At 41.1% G+C, this 15941-nt stretch carries 13 protein-coding genes, 1 pseudogene and 1 riboswitch; of the genes and pseudogenes, 11 read left to right on the forward strand and 3 right to left on the reverse strand.

Annotation, left to right across the window (positions count from 1 at the left end; all coding sequences use genetic code 11):
* Window positions 1-30 precede the first annotated feature (30 nt).
* Genes AC1ECB_RS01910 through AC1ECB_RS01930 form a run of 5 tightly spaced genes read left to right on the forward strand, consistent with a single transcriptional unit; the run spans window position 31 to window position 9128 of the window.
* On the forward strand, window positions 31-1152 hold the full coding sequence (locus AC1ECB_RS01910) for a Wadjet anti-phage system protein JetD domain-containing protein (RefSeq protein ID WP_485667214.1): 1122 nt from the start codon (window positions 31-33) through the stop codon (window positions 1150-1152).
* Window positions 1133-2785, forward strand: coding sequence for a hypothetical protein (locus AC1ECB_RS01915; protein ID WP_485667215.1), 1653 nt, complete (start codon window positions 1133-1135; stop codon window positions 2783-2785). The genes AC1ECB_RS01910 and AC1ECB_RS01915 overlap by 20 nt, the downstream gene beginning before the upstream one ends.
* Complete coding sequence (locus AC1ECB_RS01920; protein ID WP_485667216.1) at window positions 2782-3504, forward strand: DUF6063 family protein; 723 nt, start codon at window positions 2782-2784, stop codon at window positions 3502-3504. Before AC1ECB_RS01915 ends, AC1ECB_RS01920 begins: the two co-directional genes overlap by 4 nt.
* Window positions 3504-7895, forward strand: coding sequence for a hypothetical protein (locus AC1ECB_RS01925; protein ID WP_485667217.1), 4392 nt, complete (start codon window positions 3504-3506; stop codon window positions 7893-7895). Before AC1ECB_RS01920 ends, AC1ECB_RS01925 begins: the two co-directional genes overlap by 1 nt.
* Window positions 7896-7928: 33 nt before the next feature.
* A complete protein-coding gene (locus tag AC1ECB_RS01930) occupies window positions 7929-9128 on the forward strand; it encodes an ABC transporter substrate-binding protein (RefSeq protein ID WP_485667218.1) in 1200 nt (399 codons plus the stop codon).
* 84 nt (window positions 9129-9212) lie between these two features.
* Here AC1ECB_RS01930 and tnpA read toward each other — a convergent pair.
* Window positions 9213-9613 (reverse strand): annotated as a pseudogene (gene tnpA / locus AC1ECB_RS01935) (IS200/IS605 family transposase).
* Window positions 9614-9971: 358 nt separating this feature from the next.
* Here tnpA and AC1ECB_RS01940 point away from each other — a divergent pair.
* The 4 genes from AC1ECB_RS01940 (at window position 9972) to AC1ECB_RS01955 (ending at window position 13920) form a co-directional block, all read left to right on the forward strand.
* Window positions 9972-11153 (forward strand): diguanylate cyclase, encoded by a 1182-nt coding sequence (locus AC1ECB_RS01940; RefSeq protein ID WP_485667219.1) that lies wholly within the window; start codon window positions 9972-9974, stop codon window positions 11151-11153.
* A 189-nt stretch (window positions 11154-11342) separates the two neighbouring features.
* A riboswitch (cyclic di-GMP riboswitch) is annotated at window positions 11343-11429 on the forward strand.
* Window positions 11430-11495: 66 nt separating this feature from the next.
* Window positions 11496-11624 (forward strand): hypothetical protein, encoded by a 129-nt coding sequence (locus tag AC1ECB_RS01945; protein WP_485667220.1) that lies wholly within the window; start codon window positions 11496-11498, stop codon window positions 11622-11624.
* A 12-nt stretch (window positions 11625-11636) separates the two neighbouring features.
* Window positions 11637-13352: a methyl-accepting chemotaxis protein gene (locus AC1ECB_RS01950; RefSeq protein ID WP_485667221.1), complete on the forward strand. Its 1716-nt coding sequence runs from the start codon at window positions 11637-11639 to the stop codon at window positions 13350-13352.
* Between the two features lie 139 nt (window positions 13353-13491).
* The gene (locus AC1ECB_RS01955) at window positions 13492-13920 is read left to right on the forward strand and encodes an acyl-CoA dehydrogenase family protein (RefSeq protein WP_485667222.1); all 429 of its coding nucleotides are present in this window, start codon (window positions 13492-13494) and stop codon (window positions 13918-13920) included.
* 29 nt (window positions 13921-13949) lie between these two features.
* Here the strand turns inward: AC1ECB_RS01955 and AC1ECB_RS01960 are convergent, their stop codons facing one another.
* On the reverse strand, window positions 13950-14189 hold the full coding sequence (locus AC1ECB_RS01960) for a hypothetical protein (RefSeq protein ID WP_485669422.1): 240 nt from the start codon (window positions 14187-14189) through the stop codon (window positions 13950-13952).
* Between AC1ECB_RS01960 and AC1ECB_RS01965 the strand changes: the two genes are divergently transcribed.
* Window positions 14085-14501, forward strand: a complete 417-nt coding sequence (locus tag AC1ECB_RS01965; protein ID WP_485667223.1) for an acyl-CoA dehydrogenase family protein — start codon at window positions 14085-14087, stop codon at window positions 14499-14501. The two genes, AC1ECB_RS01960 and AC1ECB_RS01965, sit on opposite strands and share 105 nt — an antisense overlap.
* Before the next feature lie 122 nt (window positions 14502-14623).
* Window positions 14624-14749 carry a hypothetical protein gene (locus AC1ECB_RS01970; RefSeq protein ID WP_485667224.1) on the forward strand — a complete coding sequence of 42 codons (126 nt, stop codon included), beginning with the start codon at window positions 14624-14626 and terminating at the stop codon, window positions 14747-14749.
* A 45-nt stretch (window positions 14750-14794) separates the two neighbouring features.
* Here AC1ECB_RS01970 and AC1ECB_RS01975 read toward each other — a convergent pair whose 3' ends face one another.
* Window positions 14795-15763 carry a flavodoxin family protein gene (locus tag AC1ECB_RS01975; protein ID WP_485667225.1) on the reverse strand — a complete coding sequence of 323 codons (969 nt, stop codon included), beginning with the start codon at window positions 15761-15763 and terminating at the stop codon, window positions 14795-14797.
* Window positions 15764-15941 lie beyond the last annotated feature (178 nt).

Consider the following 15941-nt stretch of genomic DNA (forward strand, 5'->3'; position numbering starts at 1 on the left):
CCTATTTTATCGTAATGGAGTATGTATATAATGAACAATAAAGACACAAATACTGATGAAATCTACCTAAAGTTAAAAAACGAAATTATCAGTATCCGGCGTAGCTATATTCTTTTAGAAAAGATGCTTTCCGCCGTTGAAGGTGTTAATTATGATATGCCGGTTGTTCTTCAAAGCCCGGAAGGGCGGGCTGCATTTAATACTGCGGTTAGTAAACTTGTTTCGGAGCAATACATAGCGCCTGTAGGTAAGAAACCGAATACGATCAGTGGGCTATATCAAAAATACAGAGTAAATAAAGAAGGTAAGCAAAAGGATAATAGGCTAATTTCGCAAATAATTGAAAGCATATTTCTGCCGGCAACACTGGATTACTATATTAAACATCCGCAGGATTTCGTGGAAGACAGAGGAATTATCGATACTATTTCCAACTTTCTCAGACAGCATAGCAGTGGCTTGGTTACAGTGAATGAACGTGCTTATGAGCTTTTTGGTGATGAAAAGTTTTTTAAAGGAGCGGGGAAAACCAGAAGCCATGGAGAAACTGTCCTCAAAAGGCTGGGACTTAGTTTTTTAGACATTGATTGTCAAGAAACGGTAGAACCCTTTTTTAGCTTTCAAAAAAAGGATTTTCATTTGCGGGCGGCAAGAAAGGTTTACATTATCGAAAACAAGGATACCTTTTGGTCCTTTAAACAAAATATTATGGATGATTCATCAAGTATCCAGGTCGATATGCTTGTTTACGGTGAAGGAAGGAAAATCCTTAGTAGCCTCAAGTTTATGGATGAATATGAAGTTGATCTGCAATCAGATGAATTTTGCTATTTTGGTGATTTGGATCCTGAGGGTATCAATATTTACTGTGAGCTTGCCGATGAATATCCTCAGTATGAAATAGTCCCATTTTATAGTGGCTATCAGGCTATTTTAGAGATTGGCCTGAGAAAATCAGCTGTGAAAATACCCAAACAACAGCAGCTCAAGCCGGAGAACATTGCCCGATTTATTGAAAAATTTCCCCAGTCCCAGGCTGTAAAAATCAAAAAGCATCTTGAAGGTGGCTTCTATATACCGCAGGAAGCCTTATCGGCTACCGAAATGCGAGAAAGGTTTGGCAGTAAATCAAATGGTGGATCTAAGAAGTAATAGCTTTACAAACGATAAGGACGACATAGTGGCCCGCGAAATTATCCAGGAAAACACCGGCGGAAAAGACCTGGAACTTGCCCTTGCTGCTGATTTTTTTGCAGAACTTGATGTACGGTTAGATCAAGTCAAAATATACGTTCCCATAATAGACATGCTCCGCAAACGGAAGCTGGAAGATGAGTTCTTAAGGTTGGTTCCGGAACTCTGTTTTGTGGTGCTTTCCTATCTGATTTATGAAGGAAAGCTTAAACATAAAAGAATTACGTTTCAAGTTTTGGAAGTATTTCTAACCAAGGTTTTGCAGCAAATCCCGATGAAACAGCCAACTGCGGCGGGTGTAAGGGGGCTCATGACAGAAATCCTGGATGGGTTGCAAAACGGTGGCCAGAATTTTACTTTAACTACGTATAATTTTAAAACAGGTAATTTCAGGGAAAAGTATGTAAAACTCCTCGAAATTAAGCGGTCTGAAGATAATGTACTTCAATACTACATCACTGAGCAGGGCGTTGACTTTTATCTTAAGACCAAGGAGTTTCCTGACGAAACAAAGATTACGATTAACCTTCTCTTGTTTCAAAAGCAAATGGAAAAGGGTGCTTTTGGTTTTGCTTATGAAACAGTAAGAAGATTGAACATGGAAGTGCAAAAGAAAAAAGATAGAAAATATTCTTTGCTGGAAGCTATGATGTATGGACAACTAGATTCTGGTGAGGCTTATAATCGCTATCATCAAAGTATTGTGTTGCAGTTTGAAGAAGAAGCCGAATTATTTAAAACAGCAGTGAAAAATGTTGGCACTGCATTTAATGAATATGTTGATAGAATTCATAAGGGTGAAGCTAGCACAAAAGAATCGCGTACTTTTATTTTAATAAAAATTATTGAAAAAGAAATTGGCCGTGCTCAGACATTGCATACCGAGTTATTAAAGGAAGCAGTGAGCTTTACCGGGGAGTATGATAACGCGCTAAGCGTGAGAAGAAAAGCCATATTTACGGAAAGGTTTAATTTTCAGGGCGAGTTTGAAAATCTTATCAACCGCAATGAGCGACCGGAAGCCTTAAAGTTTTTATTTGAGCCGTTAATGAATCCCAATAGGAAAAAAAGCTTTAATCTAGTAAGAGCCTTTGAGCCACAGCGGGTAGCAAAGGTGAGGCAGGAAGAAACAGAAGACCAGGCAAGTGATGTTTGGGTCGACAGGGTAACCATTGATGCAATAACGAGCAACCGTGTTAAAAAGAATTTTGTGTTCTATGCGGCTAAATTACTGGAGGAACTGGATAAGCCTGAACGACAGGTTTATTTACAGGATTTTTGCCGCAGTCTTGTGGACCAATACTCGGAAGATAGCGTCTATAACGGAGATTTTATTAGTTTTGTTATTGAAATGAACAGAGACAAGAAAATCGGGGAGCTTTCGAGAACAATTAGTTTTGCCGACGCCAAGATACAGATTGATGAAGAATTAAAATCAATTGAGGCAGTTTTTTTAAAAGCTGCACTTGCGATACATAGTAGTGGAAAGATAAATCAAGTTACTGTTAAAAGCTTTCCTGAAACGGAAGTTGAACTTTTGCCGGGGTTAAAAATAACGAATATGCTGTTTATAGGAGAAAGTAAACCATGAATTCAGGAACTATGGAAGTATTGGATAATGCTTTGGCGATACTTAAAGTGCTGTTGCAGGGAGAAGAAGTGAGCAAAGGCAAGAATGAGCTTCTATATGAAAAGTACAGGTACAGTACTGAGGTAGAAGAAATGCTTGTTCATATTGCCGGCAAATTGGAACTAAGAGTTTATTCCGGTAACGACAGCCTGGTTCTTTGTCCGGAAGCCGGAAGTAGGCTTTTTGGGTGGACGAACGAGGAGTTGAGGGACAAGATTAGCTATATTTCCAATAACAGCGAGTTATTTACTGGCTATTTTATCATCATGACCCTTATTACCATGTTTTATCGGGAGGCTTATCCGGATACGCCGGTGGCCTATATCAAAGTAAAGGATCTTATTGAAAGTGTTGCTAAGAGGTTGGATTCCTTAGTAAAAACGGAAGATTTAGAGGCGGTCAGCCAGGAAAATCAGTTTGATTTCGCAGAAATTTGCAAGGTTTGGCAACGGTTGCCTGATGCCAGAGAAGGGGTCGCAGGTGGCAAGAATGACAAGGTTGCTTTTATTGAAAACATCTGCAGATTTCTCCATAACGAAAGACTCATTGTGTTAGATATGGTGCAAAAAATAATTTATCCGACTGATCGCTTTAAGGCTATAATCTGGAACTATTATGAGGACAGAGATAACAGGAAAGACCTGCTGGCATTTGTTAAAAGTCTGGAGGTAAGCTGCTGATGCCACATATAAAAAGTGTGAGGCTTGTCAATGTTCACTTTAATAATGCCACCCAGTTTTATGATGATTTTATGATGGAACTAGGTGGCAAGAATACTACCTACGATTTGGAAAACGGCGGCGGGAAATCTCTTTTGCTGCTGATGATTCTGCAGACTGTTTTGCCGAAGACCTACCTTCGGGGGGAGAAACCGGTAAGTCTGTTGTTTCAGGGCGGCAAGGACAGAACATCTCATGTGGCTGTTGAGTGGATACTAGAAGAGGGCGGCGGCTACAACTATTTGCTGACAGGGTTTTCAGCCAGAAAAAGAAAAAGTGCCAGTGAACCGTTGGCAGAGGCGTCTGAAGATGAGAAGAATTTGCAGGCAGGAGATATTGAGCACCTAAATTGGTGCGTTTTCTATAATGATGACAAAATATCCGGGACAAAAGCAGTGCCTTTGGTTACCGGGGAGTCTGGTAGAAAAACTTACGCGAACTTTGATGATATCAGAAAATATGTACAACAACTGAGGCAAAAAGGGTTGCCGGCCGAAGTATTTGATACAATTGAGCAATATCAGCGCTATATTTCTGCCCAAAGTCTTATTGCTGCCGAATGGAATATCATCAGGGGAATCAATAGCGGCGAAAATAATATTGAGTCTTATTTCCGCCAGGACGCTACCTCCAGAAAGCTGATCGAAAACAGATTTGTGAAGATTGTAGAGGATATGGAAACCATGAATAAGGGCAGTAAACAAAATAATGAGAGTGTTTTGCTGGCAGATACCCTTATCGAAATCAGGAGCAGGCTTAATGAGTACCTCAAACTAAAGGGGCATATGGCTGAATATGAAAAGATAAAGAGTTATTACACGGAATTCAGCAGCCGAAATGACGATCTGCTGGGCGCATTCCAGGAATACGAAGCGGTTAAAGGGCAAGCTGCAGCCATCCGGAACCGGATTGGTACCGAGCTAACCCAACTGGACCAGGAAAAAACAACAGCCATCACGAGTCTTAATTATAATACTGCCAGCAGCAATGAAGGAAAAAACCTAAAGAAGTTGCTGGCAGCGGGCTTGGTTAACTATGAAAAAGAGAAACTGCTGGTAGTTCAACAGCAGTGGCAGGCAGTAGGGGATAAATTGGCCGCCAGGCAAGGGGAACTCAAACAGCAGCTTGACCACCTTCTTGCGTTGGAGGCTTATGGCGATTATCGTACTGATAAGCAAAGACTCAAGCAAATCGAAAAACAACTCCAGATAATGGCAATAGACGGGGATACTTTACAGGCTGATTACAAAATAATGGGAGGCAAGCTAAAGTTTCGTACGAATAGGCGGTTGGCAGAGCTTGAAGAGGCCAACAAAAAATGCATGGCTGAAAAGGTAAGACTTACCACTCAGCAAAAGCAAACCCAGCAGACATTGCTTACAGCAACAGGACAAGAAGCCGTATTGGCAGCTGCGATTACTAGCTTGAAGAAGGAAGAGCAGTCCTTAGTAGATAAGCAACAGGAATTGAACAAGTTCTTCTTACAGCGCGGCGAGACAGAAGCACTTCTTTTTGCTGAGCAGTTTTTAGGACAAGCTGAAGATAATTTAACGGAATATATAAGACAAACCGGTTCAAATAATGAGGAAATAAAATCAATAGACACTCAGGTTCAAAGTTTGAAGATCGAGGGTGTAAAAACACAAGGCGAAATCAACAAACTTTTTGGAACAAAACAGCAGCAGGAGAAATGGCTGACAGCATATCAAGACGAACTAGCCGGGTTAAAGCAAAAGGCGGCTGCGTTTGGTAAAAGTACGCTTGAACAATACCATGAAGGCTTGGAACTACTACTTAACGAGGAACGACTGGCCAAGCTGGAAAAGGAAATAGAAGCAGGTAGACTGCGGCAGAAAAAACAACTGTCTGAGGCGAGAGGCTATTATGTACCCAATGAAGCGATAGTATCACTGGCCGAAAAGTTAGATGCCAAATGTGAATTTGTTCAGCCAGGAATTGACTGGATCGCGAAGACCGATCTTCACGAGAAAGAACATATTTTGCGTACATTGCCCTATTTGCCATTTTCCGTACTTGTTGACAGACAATCCTTTGCAAAACTAAAAACCGGGAGATTGAAGCTGGATTTCGCTTCCGACTATCCTGTGCCGGTTGTAAATGTTGAGTCAGTACGGTTACTGGATGCCACTGAAAGTGCCGATGTATATTATATTTGCAGCTTTGCAGATATGGTGCTGCATAATAGCTGTTATGAACAATATGTTCAAGGTATTGAAAATGTATTGGCAGCGACTGACAGCGAAATTGACGCTATAGAAAAAAGAATAGAAGAATTAGGTAATGCTCTGTCCAAGGTGGCTGTCTTTCATGCTCAATATCCCCTCGATAAGCTTGAAAACGCTAAGAAAAGCGTGGAAACTCTGGCTAATGAACTAACAGTGCTGAGAAAACAGAGCGAGACCATTGACGCTGAGATCAGCCTGCACGAACAACAACAGTGTTGCTTACAGGATAAAAACAGAGAATTGTTAAAGGTTACCGAGGATTGCCGGGAAAATAGGGATAAACTTATAGCAGTTATCCAAACAGGAAACGGCCTGACAAACATCAGAGAGCAACTAAGCGGCAAGCGTAAGGAGCAGGAGGCTGTTACCAATACGATAACAAGCAGTAACGCCGCTATTGATGAACTGACCCGGCAGTATAGTGCGATAGAAGAAAAAATAACAGGATTACTGATCGAACTAAATGATATAAATAAGGTTAAAGAGGAGTTAGCTAGTTTCACAGAAATCGAAAGCAGCCTTGCTATGACGCAAGCACAGGCAGAATATAAGGCTTTGCATGAAGCGGTAAGCGGCAAAGTGGCTGAGGAGAACGAGCTTAGAAGCCAGCTGAATGACTGTGCGAAAAGGCTTAATACTCTTAAAAATCGAATTAAGCGGGATTACGGCAGGGATTTGGACGAATTTGAAAACAGCGAAGAAAACAGAGAACTGATTACCATTCCTTCTCAAACAATGATCGAAGCGGCACAGCTGAATGAGTCCCAGAATAATGCGGAGCTAAAAGCAACAGACAAAAAAATTAAGGGAATCAGCATCGAAATAACAAGAGCTGAAGTACGGCTGGAAGAACTGTTAAAAGACTTTCCCGCAGAGGCCAAAAGTGACTTGCCGGTGTATAACAGCGAGGATCGGTATAAGCAGGAAATAGAAACTGTCGAGCAGCTTATAAAAAGTTACGAACAAGCTATTGCAACTGTAACAGAAGAACTAGAAGAAATCAGACGAAAAACTGATAGACTAAGTGGCCAGGCCGAGGATTATGATGTGTTTATCGAGCGAGAAAAAGTAGTTATTGAGGGGACTCTGGCACAGGAAACAAAAGATTTTAGGCTTTTTGAAAAAGAGTACTATACATTAAGGGATGATATCCAGCAGCAGTGCGAGAAATGGGATAACAGGATTAAAACAGTTGGCGGGGAGACCGGCAGTTTTGTTATTCGCGAGCCTTTGGAGGAGTTGGCGAAAATAGAACACCCTGCAACCTCGCAGCAATGTGTTGGCAGACAACAGGCGTTTGCTGAGTATACTGCTAATCTTGAGGAACAAATGAGGAAAATTAGCAGCGATATTGTCCAACTGGAAAGCTATCAGCAAGATTTTACCCGCAGGTGTATCCAGCGCGCGGAAATTGTATTAGGGCATTTAAGAAAGCTTGAATCGCTCTCACGGATCGAAGTATACGGCCGACGGATTAATATGATTGAGCTAAAGCTTCAGGAATTTGACGAAAAAGAAAAGTATTTGCGGATGCAGGCTCATATTAATGGAATTGTCAAGGAAATAGGTGAGGAAGGAGCCATCGATCGAAAGCGCATTGTTGCCAAGCTTGCGGTAAAAGAGTTATTGGCGCAAATTGCTGATATGGAGAAAGCGGTTGTTAGGCTGTATAAGATTGAAAGCGTCGCAGAAAACTCAAAATTCTACCGTTGGGAAAATGCCATTGGCTCAGAAGGACAAAATAATTCGCTGTATTTTATTTTTGCAGCCTGCCTGATTTCCTTTATTAGGATGCTATCCATCACTAATTCTTCCATAAAAACCAGGAAGGTTATTATTGCTGACAACCCCTTTGGCGCTACTACTGCCGTTTATTTATGGGATCCTATGTTCAAAATACTGAAACAAAATGATGTCCAACTCATAGCTCCCGGGCACAGAATTCCGAGGGAAATCACTTCAAGGTTTGGAGTTAGCTATCTTTTAAACCAGGAAATCCTTGAGGATGGCCGGATGAGAGTAGTAGTTAAGGATGTGCGGGTTGAAGAAGATGAGAATGTGATGAGGTATGTGGAACCGGAACAATTATCAATGTTTATGCCATAAACTTGGTTTAGTCGTGTGGAGGAAAAGTAGTCTATGAATAAAAATTTACTGGAGTGCACAATACAGGGGATTGTCGACAAATATCCGGAAACAATGGATATTTTTACAGGCTTTAATATAGTTACCCAAGAAGAGCTAGCTCAAGGCTTAGGGGCGGTTTTACGACTAAAAACATTACTGAGCATTAAAAAAATTAATCCAGAATTATTTATCAGTTTACTTGTTGACAAAATTGAAGATGCGGAGCAGTATCGTCAATTGCCAGAAGTTGTAATGAATAACCATGAGGTATTTAATTTTGTTGCGCAACTGCCATGTGCTCTCACCCTGCCGCTTAACTGGGCCTTGCAAGCTATTTTAAAGAAACTGCGGGTAGAAAAAGATATCAAGCTTAATTATTACATGTGGTCATGCAGTAATGATGTGTTGTCTTTTGAGGAATATCTGCAGCAGGTTGAAAATCTTAATGACGTACCAGACTTGATAGTAACTACAGATTACAATTTGTTCAATAGCAAATTTATCGAACAGGTTATGAATAAGGGGTTGTACACCACTTCATTACAACAACCGAAACCGATAAATAGTACTCTTAACTATATTGGTATTGTTGATAGGCAGGGCTGGTATAATGTTGTTGCCATCAACCCGGTTGTGGTGGTAATTGACTGTCGGCAGATGGGCCGTCTGCCGATTCCGAAAACGTGGGGAGATTTACTGCAGCCGGAATATGAACAGAAGGTGGTTTTGAATGGTTGCAGCGGTGATTTTGATGATATCATTCTGCTAACCATTTATCAGCAATATGGCGATGCCGGCATTGCGGCTTTAAGGAGGTCGGTCCGGACTGGCATGCACCCATCCCAAATGATCAAAAGCATGGCCAGCAGCAATCATGACCGACCACCCATCTATGTGATGCCGTACTTTTTTGCCAATACGATTTCACCACCGGCAGAGGCAAAAGTTATCTGGATGGAGGATGGAACACCAATAACACCGCTGTCTTATTTGGTAAAAGCCTCAAAGGCCGAAGAATTGCAAGCGTTAATTGACTATTTTAACGGGCCGGAATTTGGTCGCATTTGTGCTGGTGCCTATTTTCCCGCGCTTCATCCGCAGGTACCTCATAACCTACCAGCCAAAGCAGTTTTAAAGTGGCTTGGCTGGGACTACATCAGAGGGCAGGATACCGGGAAATTACTGGCAAGATTAAATAGGAGCTTTTTATAACGTCGCGCGTAAAACCCCGCGCCCTTGTGGCCGGGGATGTAAGCGCGGTATATGTGAGGGGTTCGATACCCCTCACATATACGATTAGACTAACTTCTGATTCTCAATATACTTTTGGATTGTCTCTGCCGATACCGCGCCAGCCGTTCCCACGTAGTAGCCTTTGCTCCATAGTCCAGCCCCCCAGAACTTACGCCTTTTGAGGTCAGGAAAGCCTTGAATATCCACACCGCTGTAATGCTTTTGAGAGTCTTAACAACCTCAGTGGGGCTGACATAGGGCTTAACAGATACAAACAGGTGGATGTGGTCTGGCATTACCTCCATGCTCAGGACTTCGTACTTGTAATGACCGCATATATTGTAAATCAGCTTTTTCAGATAGGCTTCAATTCTACCTGTTAAGACTTGGTGACGATACTTAGGACACCAGACAAGATGGTAGTTACTATTGTACTTGCTATGGCTGGTAGCGTTAGTTTTCACTGGTTTTTTGTTTTAGGAGAGTAGAAATGAATAACTTCATAAAGTTAAAGACGAAACATGACTACAAAGTGGAAACAGCAAAGTCTCAGCAATATGGACAAATTATCACAAAACAAATTATTACACAGTATCGCGAGAAGAAGGGTGTTAATAACGGAGAAATTAGAGCATCTGAAAGGAAGCGGAGCATTCATTATTCGAGTTCTTCGGGGCGAAGGACGTAGAGTAATTTAGTCATATTCTTTTTAAAAAAGATTTGCTATGTAAAAATGATAATTTTCGATAATTTTCGCTAATGAAGAACTTTGTTTTGTACGATTATATATGTACTAGTGGATATATATTAGGAGCGAAAACAATGATTTTATTTAATGATATTAATCTTTTTCCTATCGTGTATGAATTATTACAAAACTTAGCTCTCCTGTATACATTTATTTCTTTATTCATGCCGATGGTAACGCAAGGTTCTTTGAAATATAGCGCTCGAAAAATACATAGTAGGGGAGTAATTTTCTTTAGTGTACTTGCGTTAGTATCAATGTTAATACCTATTCGCTTTATCCAAATTCCTGATATTGTTGTTGACCTCAGAATAGCTATTATCACATTGGCAAGTGCCTACTTAGGGCCATTAAATTCATTTTTGGTTGGCACTATGACAATTGTATATCGCTTAATGTTCGGAGGTTTAGGCTGGATCTCTTGGTTGCCCGTGGCCTTACTATGTGGTCCGCTGGCATATTGTATTGTAAAACAAGTAAGGAATCGCACAATCGGGTTAATTATGGCAAGTGTGGCTTGCACATTAACATCAACAATGGTTTTTGCACTAATTGCACAATATTTTAATGCTTTTGTCTACTTTTCTCCTTTTGCCAACTTAGATAATTATCTTAAGATTACCTTTGCTTTATTAGTTTGTAATTCGCTGGCGGCTATTGCTTATGATCATGCCATAAAAACCATTATTAACCGCCAGCAGAATTATCAAGCACTTCGTATAAAAGCGGATACTGATGGCATGACGGGGCTTTATAATCATAATAGATTTCAACAGGAATTATCCCAAGTCTTAGAGAGTGCGCGAACAAGTAAAAGATATCTTTCTTTACTATTGCTTGATTTGGATTATTTCAAAGAATACAATGATAATCTTGGACATCAAGCGGGTGATGCCTTATTAAAAGAAGTAGCAAAAATATTTCAAGATAGTATTCGTCCAAACGATATTGCTGCTCGCTATGGCGGTGAGGAATTTGCCATTATTTTACCTGATTGTTCTTCGTACGAGGCACTCAAAATTGCCGAAAGAATACGAGTAAGAATTGAACAAAAATCCTTTTATGGTCGTGAAAAAATGCCCAAAAGAAAAGTTACGATTTCCATTGGAATCGCCTGTTTTTCAGGGGATGTAACGGATAAAGATGATTTGATTCGAAAGGCTGATGCCGCTTTATATTCTGTTAAACGAACCGGACGCAATAAATCCTTAGTGTTTAGTCCGTATAAAAATGTTTGTTTTATGGTCAAATCATAGTTTGAGCTTTAATGAAAAAACAAAAGGAATATCTCGGCTAGCTTTTTCTGATCAATTTCATTGAGAAATATGAGGCTTTTATTTTGTAAATGGTCCCTTGCAGATTTTTCGTGGAGTTTACAAAGTGAAAAGGTCCGTATCTTGCAGTACTGGACTAACTTATGGGGTATACATTCAATTGAATAACTAGTTTATCAAAGGCAAACTTATTGAAAAATAAGGACGCAAAGCCGTGGGTCTAAAGGTATTATTATCGATGACTGCCAGGTTGCATCAGAGAATTGTACGATTTTCGCGATGTTCCTGGCAGTCTTGTTTTATTAATTCATAGGAGGGAGGCTTATGCTAGATAAGCAAGAGTTTGAATTGACAAAAGAAGAATTGGAGGAATTAATTAAGAAACTTCCTGAAATCTTGAAAGAACTCGAAATGTTGATAGTCTTTGAAAAAAATAGATATAGAAAAATATAAGGAGAAAAGAATATGACCTTTTTTAACAATATGAAAGTAATGTACAAATTAGGAGTTTTAATACTTATCGCTTTTTTCGCGTTAGGGGTTATCGGTTTTACAGGGTATTATTACCTGCAGCAATCTAATACTACAATAAATACCATGTATAAGGACAGGCTAATCCCTGTCCGGGATTTAAACGAAAATCGCATGTTTATTACCAGAGCTAATGCGGCAACCATGGAGTTGATGCTTACAACGGATGATAATAAAAATAAGCAACTTAAAGCAATCATAGAGGATACCGGTAAACGAGCTGCTGCTAATCTGACAGAGCTTGAAAAAATTCATCTAGATGCTAAGGCCAAGGATTTGTTGAACAAAGTGAACACGGCCAGAGAAAAGTACCGTAATGCAAGGGAACAAGTTATTAGTTTAGCTTTGCAAAATAAAAATGCCGAAGCATATGCCTTATATGATGCTAATGTGGATAAGCAGGCTGCCGAGTATATTGATCTAATGCGCGAGTTTAGCGATTATTATACAGAATTATCCCAAAAAATGAACGAGGATAACCAAGCCTCTTTTGAAAATGCTAACCAAATTACTTTGGGAATTCTGTTGGCGGCCTTTTTTGTATTGGGTTTGAGCGGCTGGTACATAACAAAAATTATAACTCAACCGCTAAATGAGTTGACTTTAGTTTGTGATGAACTTGCCAATGGTGATTTTCGTGATAAGTCGCGCCGGGCTATCAGAACAGATGAAATCGGAAAAGTGGCAGATTCTTTGGTAGCTATGCGCAGCAATGTCCGTACGCTGATGAAGAAAATTGACGTGTCTGTTGAGCAGGTGGCTGCAGCCTCTGAGGAGTTGACGGCTAGCGCTGACCAATCAGCCCAGGCGGCCACCCAAGTGGCCGGCTCCATTGTTGGTGTGGCACAAGGCATGGGAGAACAGTTGAGTATAACCGGAGATGCTTCGGCAGTCATAAGGCAGATGTCGGCAGGTATTCAGCAAGTTGCCGCTAACGCCAGTGACGTGTCCGGACAATCGGTCTTAGCCGCTAAAAAGGCCAACGAAGGTAATATTGCAGCAGATAAAGCGGTGCAGCAAATGGCACATATTGAACAGACGGTTACGAGTTCTGCCGGGATAGTAGCCAAACTAGGTGAACGGTCTAAAGAAATAGGCCAGATTGTAGATACGATTGCTGGTATTGCTGGTCAAACCAACCTTCTGGCCTTAAATGCCGCCATTGAAGCAGCACGGGCTGGGGAGCAGGGACGCGGATTTGCTGTGGTAGCAGAAGAAGTACGTAAGTTGGCTGAGCAATCCCAGGAAGCTGCCAAGCAAATTGCTACACTTATTGGAGAAATTCAAGGCGATACCGACAAAGCGGTTATTGCCATGGGGGAAGGTTCTCAGAAAGTTAAAATGGGAGCAGAGATAGTTAATGCTTCAGGTCTGGCTTTTAATGAAATTACAAAATTGGTAACACAAGTATCAGACCAAATTAAGGACATGTCTTTGGCAGTAAATCAAATGGCAACTGGCAGTCAGCAGATTGTTAGCTCAGTACAACAAATTGATGAGTTGAGTAAAAAAGCTTCCAGCGAAGCACAAAGCGTCTCAGCCGCTACTGAAGAACAATCCGCATCGATGGAGGAAATAGCTGCCTCCAGCCAAGCTTTAGCCCATCTTGCAATGGATTTACGGGATGCAGTCAATAAGTTTCAAGTTTAGAGTGATTAGTGACTGAATAAAGCAACCTGTAACCCGCTAAAACGATGAGTTTAGGCGGGTTTTTTTTTATTTGCGGTAATTCATTGAGATTATTCCGTGCTGAAACTATTATGAACAATGTGGTTTTACTTATAATAAGATGCAAAAAGAAATTGAGGATACGAATGTGTTTCCCGAGGAGTTCTATCAACTGGGTATCAAAAATAACCTGTATCGTTGCTCACTGCCAACAGAATACGGTGGCTGGGGCCTTTCCGAGCTGGAAATTTTGAAGGTTCAGGAGGAATTTAGTCGTGGCCCTGGCGGAATGCGTATGCATCTGCACTATGCTATGGATTTAAACTGGCGCCCCTTGTATGACTTTGGCAGTGAAGAGCTTAAGAAAGAGTTAATGCCTGGCTTCCAGGATAGATCAGTCTTTACCTGTTGGGCTGTTACCGAAGAAACAGGCGGAACTGGTGCCGATATTAAAACCTTAGCCGTAAAAGACGGCGATGAAACCGTCTCTCCACTTTCATGGTTCCTTGCAACACTCCGGGCTACGAAGTTACTCCTATGCCTCACATGATGGGGTGCCGCGGATCAGGTCATACTGGCTTAAAGTTCACCAACATGAGAGTCAACAAAAAATACCTGCTTGGCAAAGAAGGCGATGGTCTTCATATCTCGATTCACTCTCTGTCTGTTTCGCGTGTCCACATCGCCGCCAGCAATTTGGGCATGGCTTAGCGTATGTTGGAAATTTCCCTCCAACGTGCTCATGATCGTGTCACCTTTGGCAAACCTATCATTGAACGCCAGGCTATCAGAATGAAGATTGCCGACATGGCTGCTCATATCCATGCCCTGCGTACTATGGTTTATGATTTTGCGAAAGACTATGAAAAAGATCCCAATGGAGAATACATTGAAGAAAAAGCTGCGATGTGCAAACTGTTCAGTATCCAGGTTACCAAAGTGTGCGGTGATGAGATGCTGGAGATCTTTGGTGGTGTTGGGTACTTCGAAGATTGTGAATATGGTCCTACTGAGCGCCTGTACCGCGATTCCCGCGCAATGTGGTTAGAAGAAGGTACTCCCACCGTACAGCGCATTACCATTTCCCGCCTGACTATTAAACATGGTGGCCGCTTAGAGTATCTCGATTAATCCTAAGGAATCTATGGACATGCCAGAGGGTCATCAGTGTCAAGCCGATGACCCTTCTTTCTACTTTTTATAGTAAACAGATTACCAGGAGATTTGGTGAAAGCCGATAGAAGGTTACAGCAGTGGGAAAACCTATTCATCGCGGGAGAACAATTATGGTATGGGATATTAGAATCAGTGATGAGACCGGAAATATCATCTGTGTTTCAAGATGTACTATGGGTGTATTTCTCCAAAAAAGTGAGTAGCTGGTAAATACAAAAGTCCCCGCAGCTTGGCGAGGACTTTATATTTTATGTATTTTCCTGGATGATATCGAAATATTTATTTCGTGCGCGCATTAAGTCAGTGTCGGGAATTTGGTTGTCAGTAGTCCGGCAGATGAATTTTCCTACAATAGTATTGCTGGTGTCCAGCAGGGCTGTGATATTTTTCATACACTCCCCGGCGTAACCAGAGTAGGGATAGTTTTCGGTGACGGCAAATAAAGCCAATTTTTGATCATGTAATTCTTTTAGATACAGTGTTGCTTCAGAGTCAGCTGTAGCTTGATCTATAAGAAAGACAATCGAAATTAAATCAAAACTATCGGCAGCAGAGGCCTCATTAATAGAACTACAGGGAATATCTTCCGGGATTGTTTGCTGAATAGCTTGAGCAAGCTGCCAAACCGCATGGGACTGACTGGAAAAAACAATTTGCTTTGTTTGTTCCACAGGCTGGGAAGGGGAACTTTCCTCAATTGTGGTACTTGGAACGATGAGCACATGAACGTCAGTGAGTTCTTGTTCCAGACTATGACGAATAAGTTCCACCGTCTTCTGTACCTGGACCATTGTCTGGTTAGCGTCAAAACCGAGATAGATCTCAATATAAGCAACGGTGTTCTCCATGCGAACCTTAAGATCTAAGATATCTTCATACAGATCAAAATAGGTAACTAGGTTCCTTAGGGCGACTAAAGCTACTGATTCTTCGACGCTATAAAACTTAAAAAATTGCGGTTGCAATATATTGGCTTTAACATCCGGTTTTATCAGACAAACCCCAAGCTCGCCCCCAACTTTATGCAGAAAACGAGCTACCTGGAGTAATTCTTCTGCTCCTTCTTCTGAGAGAAACTCAGTAGCAAAAAAATTACAGATAATTTTCCTGGCTCCGCCATTGATGAGCTTAATCAACGTAGATTTTAAGATAATAGCGGCCTCGGCGTCAATACGTGCCGGTAGTGCGAGGGCCTGTACAGTGTTACTATCTGCCATAAAAGTCTCCTTTTTTTATTATTAAAGTATAAAGATGCAGAGTTTACCGCAAAGTACGTAAAGATTCTTTATTAAACAATCTACCCTTCGTAACCCTTTGCGTTCTTTGTGGTTTCCAAACCTAACTTCATAGCCCAAAACAAAGCCTATTTTAAGGATTGTTACCGCAAAGTACTCA

The organism is Sporomusa sp. 246TCP1, assembly GCF_057319775.1.

What these genes read in the sequence shown, in the direction of transcription:
- AC1ECB_RS01965 (WP_485667223.1), top strand. Translation starts at nt 14,085, where the DNA reads ATGTTGGAAATTTCCCTCCAACGTGCTCATGATCGTGTCACCTTTGGC.
- AC1ECB_RS01925 (WP_485667217.1), top strand. Translation starts at nt 3,504, where the DNA reads ATGCCACATATAAAAAGTGTGAGGCTTGTCAATGTTCACTTTAATAAT.
- AC1ECB_RS01975 (WP_485667225.1), bottom strand. Translation starts at nt 15,763, where the DNA reads ATGGCAGATAGTAACACTGTACAGGCCCTCGCACTACCGGCACGTATT.
- AC1ECB_RS01940 (WP_485667219.1), top strand. Translation starts at nt 9,972, where the DNA reads ATGATTTTATTTAATGATATTAATCTTTTTCCTATCGTGTATGAATTA.
- AC1ECB_RS01910 (WP_485667214.1), top strand. Translation starts at nt 31, where the DNA reads ATGAACAATAAAGACACAAATACTGATGAAATCTACCTAAAGTTAAAA.
- AC1ECB_RS01950 (WP_485667221.1), top strand. Translation starts at nt 11,637, where the DNA reads ATGACCTTTTTTAACAATATGAAAGTAATGTACAAATTAGGAGTTTTA.
- AC1ECB_RS01960 (WP_485669422.1), bottom strand. Translation starts at nt 14,189, where the DNA reads ATGAGCAGCCATGTCGGCAATCTTCATTCTGATAGCCTGGCGTTCAAT.
- AC1ECB_RS01930 (WP_485667218.1), top strand. Translation starts at nt 7,929, where the DNA reads ATGAATAAAAATTTACTGGAGTGCACAATACAGGGGATTGTCGACAAA.
- AC1ECB_RS01945 (WP_485667220.1), top strand. Translation starts at nt 11,496, where the DNA reads ATGCTAGATAAGCAAGAGTTTGAATTGACAAAAGAAGAATTGGAGGAA.
- AC1ECB_RS01920 (WP_485667216.1), top strand. Translation starts at nt 2,782, where the DNA reads ATGAATTCAGGAACTATGGAAGTATTGGATAATGCTTTGGCGATACTT.
- AC1ECB_RS01955 (WP_485667222.1), top strand. Translation starts at nt 13,492, where the DNA reads ATGCAAAAAGAAATTGAGGATACGAATGTGTTTCCCGAGGAGTTCTAT.
- AC1ECB_RS01915 (WP_485667215.1), top strand. Translation starts at nt 1,133, where the DNA reads ATGGTGGATCTAAGAAGTAATAGCTTTACAAACGATAAGGACGACATA.